An 11,856-nucleotide genomic window follows, 5' to 3' on the forward strand; every position below is an offset into this window, starting at 1 on the left:
GGCGCCGGTCACCACGGCGCGGATCTCCTCCACCGCCTCCGGATTCTCGGCACCGGACAAGTCACCGGGATCGGTGCCCAACGCCGCCGCTCGCACCGCGCGGCGCAAGATCTTCGCCGACCGCGTCTTCGGCAGACGCGACACCCGATGAACCACGCTGGGCGCAAACGGCTTACCCAGCTCTGCGGCCACACTGGCGGCCAGCTCCCCCGAGATGTCCGTCCCGTCCGCCTCCGGGCGGGGCACCCAGAACGCCCAGACCGTTTCCCCCTTCTTCGGGTCCGGGACACCGACCGCCGCGGCCTCCGACACGGCCGGGTGCGCGGTCAGGACCGCCTCGACTTCCGCCGGAGCCAGGCGCTTGCCGGCCACGTTCATGACGTCGTCGGACCGGCCCCGGATGTACCACTGCCCGTCGCTGTCGACAAGCGCATAGTCTCCGTGCCGCCACATACCGGGGAACGTCGACCAGTACGCCTCGAGGTACCGCTCCTCGTCCTTCCAGACCCCGCGGGTCATCGACGGCCACGGCTGCCGGCACACCAGCTCGCCCTGTTCACCGCGCAGCGGACGGCCAGCATCGTCGACGACGTCGACGTCCATGCCCAGCGACGGACCGCCCAGCGAGCAGCTGCGGATCGGCTGCACCGGATACGGTGCGAGGAACGATCCGCCGACCTCGGTACCGCCGGAGAAGTTGATGATCGGGACGCGGCCACCGAACACCTCGCGTGCGAGCCACTCGTACGAGTCCGGGTCCCACGGCTCCCCGGTCGAGCCGATCGTGTGCACCGAGGACAGGTCGTACCGTGCGGCGACATCGCTTCCCTGCCCGCGCAGCGTCCGGATGAGCGTCGGCGAGACTCCGAGCATCGTCACTCGATGCCGTTCGGTCAGCTGCCACAGCCGGTCCCGGTCCGGTACGTCCGGTGAGCCCTCGTACAGCAGCAGCGTCCCCCCGTTGGCATGCGTGCCGACGATCGACAACGGACCCATGATCCAGCCCATGTCGGTGATCCAGCAGAACACTCCGCCCGGCTTCAGATCGAACGAGTACGCCACTTCGCTCGCCGTCTTCACCAGGAACCCGGCGTGGGTGTGAACGGCGCCCTTGGGCTTGCCGGTCGTGCCGGACGTGTAGGCCAGCGCGAACGGCTCGGAGGCGTCCATCGCCTCGATCGGACCCGCATCACGGCTCGCGCGCAGTCCGGTCCAGGACATCTCGTGCTCACCCGATCCTGCTCCGGCACCGAGGTTGTCGACCACGACCACCGACTTCACCGTGGGGCAGGTCCTCAGGGCCTCGTCGAGGGCCGGCTTCATCGCGACCGACTTGCCCCGGCGTACGGTGCCGTCCGCAACGACCACCACTTTCGCATCCGCATCCTGAATGCGGGACGCGATCGCGCTGGGCGCAAACCCCGAGAACAGCGGCACGAGAACCGCACCGAGCCGGGCGACCGCGTACACCGACACGACGGCCTCCGGAATCATCGGCAGGAACAAGGCGACAGCGTCGCCCCGGCCCACTCCCAGCTCCCGCAGTCCCGCGGCCGCACGCTCCACCTCCGCCTCCAGCTCGCGATATGTCAGCGTGCGGACAGTGCCGTCCTCCGCCTCGTGCACGACGGCGAGCCGATCGGCGGCCACCGGATCCGCGGCCCAGCGCCGCAGGCACGCATCGACGACGTTCGTCCGTCCGCCGACGAACCAGTCGGGATGCTCGATGCCGCGCGAGGTGTCGAGAACTTCGCGATACGGCACGTGGAACGGCAGCTCGAGATCACGGACCACCGCATCCCAGTACCACCGCACGTCGGCGACGGAACGGGCACGCAACTCGTCCAGGCCGCCGAGGCCGTGCGCGCGGGCGAGCCGCGTGACGTTGGCGTTGTCGACGTAGTCGGCAGTGGGGACCCACGTGTAGTCGGACATTGTCAGCTCCTCGGCATCTCGAGCATGCGCTCGGCGACGATGTTGCGCTGGATGAAGGTGGAACCACCGGCGATGGCGGTGCCGCGCGCCTGATACGCCAGCCGGAGCCAGCGCGACGTTCGCTGCTGCTCGTCGTCGAGCGCGAACTGGCCGCCGGCGGGCTCGAGGGACAGACGGAAATCCGCCAGTTCTTCGACGAGCGGGCAGAAGAACAGCTTGCCGATCGACGTCACCGGACCGGGTGGGCCGTCGTTCGCCGCCAAGGTGATCACGCGCTGGCCGATGAGATAGTGCACGAGCGCGCGGCCGTAGAGGTCCGCGACCTTCTGCCGGATCACCGGATCCGAACCGAGCGGGCGGCCGGACTCGTCGGTCATCTCTGCGATGTCGCCGACGATGTCGTCGACGGCCCGTTTGGTGTTGACCCGGCCGGTGGCGATCGCCACTCGCTCGTAGGCGAGCGTGCCCATGGCCACCTTCCACCCGCCGTCGACGTCGCCGACGACGAGATCGTCGGGGATGAACACGTCGTCGAGAAAGACCTCGTTGAATTCGGCCTCACCGAGCATATGAGCGAGCGGGCGAACCGTGATTCCCTCGCTGTCCATGGGGACGAGGAAGAAGGTGATGCCCTTGTGACGTGGCCCCCCGCCCGTGCGCGCGAGCAGGATGGCATGAGCCGCGATGTGAGCGCGGCTGGTCCAGATCTTCTGCCCGTTGATCTTCCATCCGCCGTCGACCTTCGTGGCCTTGGTGCGCAGTGACGCGAGGTCGGACCCGGCCTCCGGTTCGGAGAACAACTGGCACCAGATCTCGTCTCCGGTGAGGATCGGGCGGAGGAACCGTTCCTTCTGGGCCGGTGTGCCGAAGTCGATGATGGTGGGACCGGCGAAGTCCTCACCGATCGTGTTCAGTCGCTCCGGCGCGCCCACGCGATCCATCTCCTCGGTGAAGATGGCTTTGCGAATGGGGTCGGCAGCCTGCCCGCCGTACTCCTTCGGCCACGACATTCCTCCGTAGCCGGCGTCGAAGAGCAACCGCTGCCATTGTCGCCAGAACGGGACCTTGTCGACCAGATCCACCGGTTCGGGCCAGGGCAACGTCGTGACTGCGTTCTCGGCCCATTCTCGGACTTCTGCGCGGAACCGGGCTTCGTCCGGGGAATCAGCGAGCTCCATAGAACCCCTCCTCACATATTTAGGCCAAATGATACTATAGGTCAGTCCAAAAGAGGAGGACCGTGATGCCAGAACCACTCCACTGCGGCGAGGTGGACCGAGTCGAGTACGACGTCGAGCGCGGCAAGATTCGTGAGTTCGCCCGTGCGACGTTCACCACCGATCCTGCCCACACGGACCGGGCCGCCGCGCACGCCGCCGGATTCGCCGATGTCCCCGCGACTTTGACCCACACGGTCGTCGCCGGACACCAGCGCGACCAGCGCAGGTTTGTCGAAACGCTCGGCCTGGCGCTCGAACGAGTGGTGGTCGGCTCGGTGAAGTGGACATACCTTCGACCCCTGATTGCAGGCGACCACGTCGTCGGCACGCGGCGCGTCGTCGACGACGCGCGGCGCGAGGGCAAGCGCGGCGGATCGATGCGCGTCGTAACGCTGGAGACCGAATACGTCGACGCCGACGGTGATCCGGTGGTGCGACTGGAGGAAATGCTGATCGAACGAGGAGAACAACGATGAGAGCACCTACGAAGGCCCGCATCGGTGCGGTCGTCGACACGCGTGTCGTCGGCCCGATCACCCAGACGGACATCGTGCGATTCGCCGGCGCCGGAGGCGACTTCAACCCCCTGCACCACGATCCGGAGTTCGTCGCGACGTCGGGTTTTCCGGGCGTCATCGCGATGGGCCAGATGCAGGCCGGGATCCTGGCCGGCTGGCTCTCCGACATCTTCGGCGTCGAGCACGTCCGGGCTTTCGGCGTCCGCTTCGTCGCGCCGGTCTTCCTGGGCGACACCCTGACCGTCGGTGGGACGATCACGGCGATCACCGAGACCGATGGGGAGGCGCGGGCCGAGCTCGATCTCGTCGTCTCCGGAGCGAAGGGGCCGGTGGTCACCGGGTCGGCGACGGTCGTCGTCGCCGAGGCCTGACAGCTCGCTGACCGGATTCCAAGGCCGCGTATTCGGCGACCCGGATCCCGCACACGACGTCGTGGATCCGCAGCCGCGACGCGGCCCGCACGCAGCCGGCGACGATCGCGTACACCGTCGTCGCCAGCGGAGAATTCCACCGGCAGTTGCCGCCACCGGGGGTCGGTCGGCGACGACGGGTACATCGCACCCCCGTGTCCGGGCACCGTGTCAGCGTCGGGGCAGGACGGGCATGGCGCGATGAGCGCAGGTGAACTCCTGGTCGGTCGTGGCGTAAGCCACTCGACGAGCTACCAGGAGTTCACCTGCCTTTCAACCTTCATGGGCGTTGGGCACCGGCAGCCAACTCTGCCGCGATGCGCTTGCGGAGGAGGGGTTTCTGAATCTTCCCGGTGGCGGTCATGGGCAATTCGGCGACCACCTCGACGCGTTCAGGGGCCTTCTGAATCGCAACTCCCCGCTCCAGCAGATAGTTGCGGAGATGGTCCAGGGTGGGAGCATTCTGCTCCTCCTTGGGCACCACGTAGCAGCACACCTTCTCCCCGAGCCGCTCGTCGGGCATCCCCACTACGGCGAGAGCGAGGATATCGGGGTGCTCTGCCAACTTGTCCTCGACCTCACGCACACTGATGTTCATGCCGCCGCGGATCACGATGTCTTTGGTTCTGCCGGTAACCCGGACGAACCCATCGGCATCCATGACTCCGAGATCTCCGGACCTCGAGAATCCTTCGGGAGTAAAGAGTTCCGCAGTGTCCTCGGGCCGGTTCAGATACTCGATCATATGCGAGGGCCCGCGATAGGCGATGTCGCCCTCACTCCCCCGTGCCACCTCGAGGCCGTTCTCGCCCACAACCTTGACCTCTGCCCCCGGCAGCGCGGCGCCGTCGGACGTGACCGCCCGGCTCGGGTCGTCCTCGACGGTGCAGGTCGTCGTGGTGAGGTTCTCACTCCTCCCGTACAGCGACAGGATGGCGGTGGTGGGCAGGTCGGACTTCGCCTTCTCCACCACGGCCGCCGGGATCGGGGAGCCGGCGCACACCCAGACCCGGAGGGAGGAGAGATCGGCGTCCGGATCCTCTTCGGCCGCAGCCAACAACGTCTGCAGGAAGGTGGTGGCCGTGACCGCGGCCGTACATCCGAACTTCTTGATCTCGGCCAACCCGCGCTCGGGGTCCCACTCCGCCATGATGTGGGTCGCCGCGCCGCTGAGCAGAGGGATGAGCACACTGGTGACGAGCCCTGTGGTGTGCGTGATCGGGGACGGCCCGAATTGGACATCCGCCTCGGTGTGCCCGAAGGCCGTCTTCAGCGCACGTGCGCCCGAAGCGTAGGTGTTGAAGGTGTGGAGGCAGCCCTTGGGACGCGACGTGGTTCCGGACGTGTACACGATGACGAACGGATCGTCGGGGTGGGCACGGAAGTCGAGCTCCGTGTCGATGACGTCCAGGTCCGCGTCCACGACGAGGCTCTCGAGAACCTCGATGTCCCGCTCGGCAAGTGTCTGACGGCTCCCGTCCGAAGCGCGCACCGCGATGATCGTCTCCAGCGTCTGCGACGACCGCCGGATACCGTCGAACATCGACACATAGTCGAAGCCCTTGAACTGTGCCGGCGCGATCGCCATCCGGATCGAGGCGTCGGCGACAACGTGTGACACCTCATCCGCCCGGTAGATCGGCATGATCGGCACCGTCACCACGCCGAGCCGAGCGAGCGCAGCTGCGACGACGACGAACTCCCCCCAGTTGGGCAGTTGAACGGCGACACGGTCGCCGGCCCGGAGCCCTGTTCGGTGGAGGCCGAGCGCCAGCCGCTGCGACTTGTCGTAGAGCTGCGAGAAAGTCAGCTCCTGCGTGCCGTCGGTGACGAAGATCTTGTCGGGACTGCTCTCGGCACGTGCCCGCAGAAGCTCGGTGAGGTTCTCGTCGGCCCATTGGCCACTGGCATAGAACTCCTCTACCTGCTGAGGGGTGTATCGGCCGAGGTTTCGTTCGCGCGTCATGGAGGATTCCGTCCTTCTTGCTCTGCCACACGTTCACGTAAAGATTAGAATGGTTAGACCGAAGTGGCAACCACCTTCGGTGACATTCGCGAGCGCTCATCGCACCCGTCGGTCGATCGGCAAGCAAAGGGGCCTAGAGATGTTCACCATCGACGGCACACTGTTCAACCGATGTCGCATGCCGTCCGCATCCCTCGAGGCCGTCGCCGGGCCGGCAATAAGCGCGGTTCCTGTCGACGGCGGCACCGCAGGAGACGACCCTGGAGCCTTCATCGCATTTTCCACACAGGCGAACGCTTCTCACGAAAAGCCGTGACACCTTCGACGAGATCCTCGGTAGTGAATGCAAGGGCCAGTTGAGACTGCAGCGTCGCAAGTGCGTCCGGCAGCGACATGTCACGAGTGTTGTTGATCGCATCCTTGCCCAGGCGCATCAACAGCGGTGACTTTCTCGCCAGTCGGCGCGCCCACGCACACACCTCCGCATCGAAGTCGCCGTCCGGGAACACGCGATTCACCAGTCCCAGTTCGCGAGCTTCCGCGGCGGTGAGCTTCTCTCCATACATCATCAGCTCATTGGCCTTGAGCCGGCCGACGTTCCGGTAGATGAGCGCGGAGATCATGAACGGGAAGACGCCGACATTGATCTCCGGGCACCCGAAGTGAGCCGACTCCTTGGCCAGCACGAAGTCGCAGGCGAGCGCGAGCCCGAACGCACCCGCAAGCACGTCGCCACCGGCGGCGCAGATCACCGGTTTCCCGAGACCGCCGATGAGTCGGTACAACCGCGGGAAGCGGTCCAGGCCCGCATACTTGACGATCGTCGGGGTGTCGCTCGCGAACGCCTTCAGGTCCCCGCCCGCCGAGAAGACCTTCTCGTGCGACGAGGCCAGCACGACAACCCGCACATCGTCGTCCGCCCGCGCGCGCTCGAGCGCGGCCAGGAGTTCGTCCAACAGGTCGTCGGACAAAGCGTTGCGGGTTTCCGGGCGGTCGAGAGTGAGGACGGCGACGTGCTCGTCGACGTCGTATCGCACGGGGTGAGCCATACTGCCCATCCTTCCATTTTGGTCTTACCATTCGACCCTAGCGTCGCGATCAGATGGAGACAAGAGCCGATCGCAGCGATTCCCGCCAAGGGGTTGACGGGATTGGACTGACCATATACATTGAAGGGGAGCCGCAGACGGCGACCGGACGTCCCGGCGATGCAACTCTCTATACTGTGTGTTGTGCCACAGGGAGGCGCGACGGCGTCGCCGCCGTCCGTGTGGCCGCCGTGGCGCGAGGAGTAGTGAGTGGTCATTTCGACGAGTTCGTTCGAGCTTGCCGAGCAGGCAATTGCAGAACTGCAGGAACTACTCGGAAGCGAGTCGAACCTGGTTCGCCCGGCCGGTGGCGCGCCCGACCCCGCGGTGATCCGCGCATTCGCAGCCCGCACACTCCGGGAGGGCGCCAACTCCCCCGAGCAGGCGGTGCGGCTCGCCGAACTCGTCATACGACTCGACGCCGCCGAACGTGACGACATTGCGCGTCGCCTGCGCGTGCACACCGAGCAGTTCGAGGCGCTCCAACACGCGATGCGCACCATCGACGCCGGAGCCGACCAGATCGCACGGACCGTGACGCAGGAACTGTGCACGAACCTCGGATACGCCAAGGCCATGTTCTCCGTCGTCCGCGGTTCCATCTGGTCACCCATCGCGCTCGCCGTCCATCCGGAACTGACAGGGGATTTCCACCCACTTCTCGAGGCCATCGACGGTCGGGAGATCTCCCTGCGGGAAGCCCCGCGGGAAGCCGAACTGGTCCGACGTCGCCGGCCGTACGCAGTGGAGGCGGCCGACACCTACCGGCACACGTACCGCCCCCTCATAGACCTGTCGCGTCCGGCGGGATACATCGCCGTTCCCGTCGTCGTCGGCTCCCGCGCAGTGGCGATGATCCACGTCGACCGGCAGAGCGACGGACTGTCCGACACCGACGTCCACATCGTCGGCGCGCTCGCCGCGATGTGCGCCTCGTCGAAGGAACGCGCCGACCTGCGGCAGCAGATCCATGCGCGCAACGAGCACGTCGAGGCCGAGATCCAACGTCTCACCCGGGCAATACGGCACCTCGAGCAGGCACCCGTCACGATGCCGGAACTTGGTACCCGTGAACTGTCCCGCTCCGACGTAGCGGCCCTGGACAGTGGGTCGCGGGACCCGGGCGTTCGGCGCGCGCAGTCGCTGACCACTCGCGAGCGCGAAGTGCTCACCCTCCTGGCGACCGGGGCGACCAACGCGGCAATCTCCCGGCGGCTCTGCATTTCCGACGGCACCGTCAAGAGCCATGTCCAGCGGATCTTCAAAAAGCTCGGGGTATCGACGCGCGCCGAGGTGGCAGCGCTGTACGCCAACGCCAAGACGGTGACCGGTGGCGCCTGACGTACCCGAAGCGCATGCACATCCGGACATGAACACCGGGGACGCCGAGCTCGATCGCGCCATCTCGGACATCCTCACCGACATGCGCACCGCGACCACCGAACGCGCCACCGAGCTCGGCCGGCGCCTCGTCGTTCTCCTCGATCACAGAAAGGCCTTCGCGGAGAAGCGGTCCGCCGAGATCGGTGCACTTGCGTCAGGCATCGATCGTGCCGTCCATGCCCTGGACGATGCCGCCTCGAGTGCGGAACTCCTGCGACGCGCGTGCGAGCGTGTCGCCGAACTCTGCTCTGCGCGGAAGGTCCTCCTGTCTCGGCTCGAGGGAGATCGAATCGTTCCCGTGATCTCCTTCAGCACCGACCCCGGCACGTCGCCGTCGCTGCCCCCCGGGTTCGACCTCGTGCCGGGTTCGCCCGAAGCGCACGCGCTCGCGACGAACACGGTCACGGTAGACGAAGTGGTTGCCGAGTCGTTCCGAGATGCCCTGGGCGACAATGGTTTCTCTACCGCTCCGGTCGTCGTCGACGGGAAGGCAACTGCGCTCGTGCACGTCGACACAGTGCTGGACGGTCCACGACGCCACGCCCTGAGCGTGTTCGCGGAAATGCTCGGCGGCTGCTTCGAGCGGGTCGGCCTCGAATCGCGACGCGAACGCCAGGACCTTCTCCTCCGCGAGAGCGCCCGGCGGTGGGGCAGCGACACCGACTTCGACGCGCTGCTCCCACGCGACACGCCCGACAGCGCGCCGTCCCACACAGAACACGACGACGTGGACCGGCGCCTGCTCGATCCGCTCACCGAGCGCGAAGCGGACGTCGTTCGGCTGATCCTCACCGGCGCTTCGAACGCCGCGATCGCCGCCGAGCTGGTCATCACCGTTGACACGGTCAAGTCGCATGTGAAACGCATCCTCCGAAAACTGGGCGCTACCAACCGCGCCGAACTGATCGCGAAGTATCAGTCCACCCCGCGGTGACTCGGCGTCTCCGACACCGTGACTCGTCCAGGCGTGGTGGGCCCGGCGATGCAGGCCCACTGCGCCGCGTCGTCAGGCGTCCGAAGGTGGCACGGTCACCGTGATGGTGTCCACCTCGGGGGTCAGCACGAGCTGGCAGGCGAGGCGAGAGCACGGCTGGACGCCGTCGAGAAACTCGAGAAGATCCTGCTCCTCTGCCGTCGGCTGCCCGAACACCGCGGCGGAGTCCTCGTCCACGTACACGTGGCAGGTGGCGCACGAGCAGCTGCCGCCGCATTCGGCGACGATGCCGGGAAGGTTGTTGCGTACCGATCCGTCCATAACGCTCTGGCCGGCCGGGACGTCGACGGACGACGTCGAGCCGTCCGGAAGCTGGTACACGACAGTGGGCATGGCGATCTCCTTCAGGTTCGACCGGTGAACATCTGCGCGGCCGCCTCGCGGGGCCGAGTGCCGTACCCGGAAGGTGCGGCGCGTTCTCCATGTCCACATTGTGTCGCCGGTCACTCGGCGTACGCATCACCACATCGACCGATTACCCCCCTCCCCGAGGGTGAAAGTTGCGGCCGGACCGGCACGGGGCAGCGGGGGTGACCGGGCACACATCCCCCGTTAGGTGGACAACTTTCGTTCGCTGGTGTGATGCCCCTCACTCTAACGGCTGACAGGCTGAACTCACTCCAGTCAGCGTGAGCGCCGCAACGTACGGCGCTACATCTCACCGCACCACGAAGATCTCACTGCACCACGAAGGGGAATCGATGAGCACTACAGAGCAGGTCACGGAGCTGATCCCGGACACCGTCGCCCGTCAGATCGTCCTTCCCGAAGGACACCGGGACAACGACGCGTTGTTCGACGCCTACCGTTGGCTGCGCGAGAACAACCCGCTCGGCCGCGCCGTGGTCGAGGGGTACGACCCGCTGTGGCTGGGGAGCAAGCACGCCGACATCATGGAAATCGAGCGCCAGCCCGACATCTTCACGAGCGCGGGCGGCGAGGACAAGGGGTCCGTCAACCCGATCCTGGCGAACCAGGCCGGCGACGAGTTCACCAAGAGCATCAACAACGGCAGTCTCCGCATCCTGGAGACCCTCACCTACCTCGATCCGCCGGAGCACACCGAGATCAAGGACATCGCGATCGACTGGTTCCGGCCGACCAACCTCGCAAAGTGGGAAGCCACCATCCGTGACCTCGCCAAGGCGTCCGTCGCCCGACTCCTCGATACGGACGGCCGGATCGACTTCGTCAAGGACTTCGCCCTGAACTACCCGCTGCACGTCATCATGAGCCTGTTCGGGGTGCCGGAAGAGGACGAGCCCCGCATGATGGCCCTGACACAGGAGTTCTTCGGGACGGCCGACCCCGACGCCGTCCGTGAGGATGTCGAACCGCTCACCCCGGACGCCGCCGCCAAGCAGTGGGTGGCCACGATCCAGGACTTCTACGCGTACTTCGAACGGCTGCTCCAGGATCGCCGCGCCAACCCTAAAGACGACCTCGCGACGATCATCTCCCTGGCCCGCGACAAGGACGGTGAGTACTACCCGAACGAGATGGCCTACGGCTGGTTCATCGCCATCGCGACCGCGGGCCACGACACCACCTCGAGCACCCTCGCAGGCGGCGTGCTCGAGCTCGGCCGCCACCCGGACCAGCTCGCCAAGGTGAAGGCCGATCTGGCGCTCGCTCCGCACCTCGTGAACGAGTCGCTGCGCTGGGCCTCGCCGGTGAAGCACTTCATGCGTCAGGCGACGCAGGACTACACGCTGCGCGGCCGCGACATCAAGAAGGGCGACCGCTTCATGCTGCTGTACCAGTCGGGCAACCGCGACGCGGAGGTCATCCCCGACCCCGATCGCTTCGACATCACCCGCCGGCCCAACAAGCACATCGCCTTCGGCTACGGCCCGCACATGTGCATCGGCCAGCATCTGGCGAAGCTGGAACTGCGCATCATGTTCGAGGAACTGCTCCCCCACATCGAGTCCCTCGAGCTGGTGGACGAGACCAAGATGATCCAGACCAACTTCGTCGGTGGACTCAAGAACATGCCCGTCAAGATCGAGTTCACCGGGTAACACGATGCTCACGCCACACCCGTCACCCACCGTGGTGATCGTCGGGGCCGGGCATGCCGGCGGCACACTCGCCGGCATGCTGCGGCAACAGAAGTTCGACGGCCGCATCGTCCTGTGCGGGGAGGAAGCACATCTGCCGTATCACCGGCCGCCGCTGTCGAAGAAGTACGCCGACGACGAGTTCGTGCAATGGCTCAAGCCGGATTCCTTCTACGCCGACAACGCCATCGAGACCCGGCTGGGCGATCCGGTCGTGCACATCGACCGGGACGCGCGAACCGCGACGACATCATCCGGCGAGATCCTCCAGTACACGAC

The 11,856-nt window shown here is 66.4% G+C and carries 11 protein-coding genes; 6 read left to right on the top strand and 5 right to left on the bottom strand.

Translation table 11 applies throughout. The features are described from left to right. Together OEY_RS0108115 and OEY_RS0108120 are read right to left on the bottom strand one after the other, a co-directional pair. On the bottom strand, positions 1-1,935 hold a 1,935-nt coding region (locus OEY_RS0108115; protein ID WP_010593384.1), incomplete at its 3' end, for an AMP-binding protein. Positions 1,936-1,937: 2 nt separating this feature from the next. Beyond that, a complete protein-coding gene (locus OEY_RS0108120) occupies positions 1,938-3,113 on the bottom strand; it encodes an acyl-CoA dehydrogenase family protein (protein ID WP_010593385.1) in 1,176 nt (391 codons plus the stop codon). Between the two features lie 65 nt (positions 3,114-3,178). Here OEY_RS0108120 and OEY_RS0108125 point away from each other — a divergent pair, with 65 nt between their 5' ends. Then, a complete protein-coding gene (locus tag OEY_RS0108125; RefSeq protein ID WP_010593386.1) occupies positions 3,179-3,631 on the top strand; it encodes an FAS1-like dehydratase domain-containing protein in 453 nt (150 codons plus the stop codon). Next, positions 3,628-4,044 (top strand): MaoC family dehydratase, encoded by a 417-nt coding sequence (locus tag OEY_RS0108130; protein ID WP_010593387.1) that lies wholly within the window; start codon positions 3,628-3,630, stop codon positions 4,042-4,044. The genes OEY_RS0108125 and OEY_RS0108130 overlap by 4 nt, the downstream gene beginning before the upstream one ends. Positions 4,045-4,363: 319 nt before the next feature. Here the strand turns inward: OEY_RS0108130 and OEY_RS0108135 are convergent, their stop codons facing one another. Continuing rightward, the gene (locus tag OEY_RS0108135) at positions 4,364-6,049 is read right to left on the bottom strand and encodes an AMP-binding protein (RefSeq protein ID WP_010593388.1); all 1,686 of its coding nucleotides are present in this window, start codon (positions 6,047-6,049) and stop codon (positions 4,364-4,366) included. 269 nt (positions 6,050-6,318) lie between these two features. Further along, positions 6,319-7,098, bottom strand: a complete 780-nt coding sequence (locus tag OEY_RS0108140; RefSeq protein ID WP_010593389.1) for an enoyl-CoA hydratase/isomerase family protein — start codon at positions 7,096-7,098, stop codon at positions 6,319-6,321. Positions 7,099-7,347: 249 nt separating this feature from the next. On the opposite strand from OEY_RS0108140, the gene OEY_RS0108145 reads away from it, so the two are divergent. Both OEY_RS0108145 and OEY_RS0108150 read left to right on the top strand, forming a co-directional pair. Beyond that, entirely contained in the window at positions 7,348-8,478 is a 1,131-nt protein-coding gene (locus tag OEY_RS0108145) for a LuxR C-terminal-related transcriptional regulator (RefSeq protein ID WP_010593390.1), read from the top strand. A 28-nt stretch (positions 8,479-8,506) separates the two neighbouring features. Further along, positions 8,507-9,454, top strand: a complete 948-nt coding sequence (locus tag OEY_RS0108150) for a helix-turn-helix transcriptional regulator (RefSeq protein ID WP_010593391.1) — start codon at positions 8,507-8,509, stop codon at positions 9,452-9,454. Between the two features lie 72 nt (positions 9,455-9,526). Here OEY_RS0108150 and OEY_RS0108155 read toward each other — a convergent pair whose 3' ends face one another. After that, positions 9,527-9,847, bottom strand: a complete 321-nt coding sequence (locus tag OEY_RS0108155; RefSeq protein ID WP_010593392.1) for a 2Fe-2S iron-sulfur cluster-binding protein — start codon at positions 9,845-9,847, stop codon at positions 9,527-9,529. Positions 9,848-10,215: 368 nt separating this feature from the next. On the opposite strand from OEY_RS0108155, the gene OEY_RS0108160 reads away from it, so the two are divergent. Beyond that, positions 10,216-11,538 (top strand): cytochrome P450, encoded by a 1,323-nt coding sequence (locus tag OEY_RS0108160; RefSeq protein ID WP_010593393.1) that lies wholly within the window; start codon positions 10,216-10,218, stop codon positions 11,536-11,538. A 4-nt stretch (positions 11,539-11,542) separates the two neighbouring features. Beyond that, positions 11,543-11,856 (top strand): FAD-dependent oxidoreductase (locus tag OEY_RS0108165; RefSeq protein WP_010593394.1); only part of this gene is annotated, 314 nt, incomplete at its 3' end.

Source organism: Rhodococcus sp. P14, assembly GCF_000256505.1.
Classification (GTDB): Bacteria; Actinomycetota; Actinomycetes; order Mycobacteriales; family Mycobacteriaceae; genus Rhodococcus; species Rhodococcus ruber.

What these genes read in the sequence shown, in the direction of transcription:
- OEY_RS0108125 (WP_010593386.1), top strand. Translation starts at nt 3,179, where the DNA reads ATGCCAGAACCACTCCACTGCGGCGAGGTGGACCGAGTCGAGTACGAC.
- OEY_RS0108140 (WP_010593389.1), bottom strand. Translation starts at nt 7,098, where the DNA reads ATGGCTCACCCCGTGCGATACGACGTCGACGAGCACGTCGCCGTCCTC.
- OEY_RS0108120 (WP_010593385.1), bottom strand. Translation starts at nt 3,113, where the DNA reads ATGGAGCTCGCTGATTCCCCGGACGAAGCCCGGTTCCGCGCAGAAGTC.
- OEY_RS0108150 (WP_010593391.1), top strand. Translation starts at nt 8,507, where the DNA reads ATGAACACCGGGGACGCCGAGCTCGATCGCGCCATCTCGGACATCCTC.
- OEY_RS0108130 (WP_010593387.1), top strand. Translation starts at nt 3,628, where the DNA reads ATGAGAGCACCTACGAAGGCCCGCATCGGTGCGGTCGTCGACACGCGT.
- OEY_RS0108135 (WP_010593388.1), bottom strand. Translation starts at nt 6,049, where the DNA reads ATGACGCGCGAACGAAACCTCGGCCGATACACCCCTCAGCAGGTAGAG.
- OEY_RS0108160 (WP_010593393.1), top strand. Translation starts at nt 10,216, where the DNA reads ATGAGCACTACAGAGCAGGTCACGGAGCTGATCCCGGACACCGTCGCC.
- OEY_RS0108155 (WP_010593392.1), bottom strand. Translation starts at nt 9,847, where the DNA reads ATGCCCACTGTCGTGTACCAGCTTCCGGACGGCTCGACGTCGTCCGTC.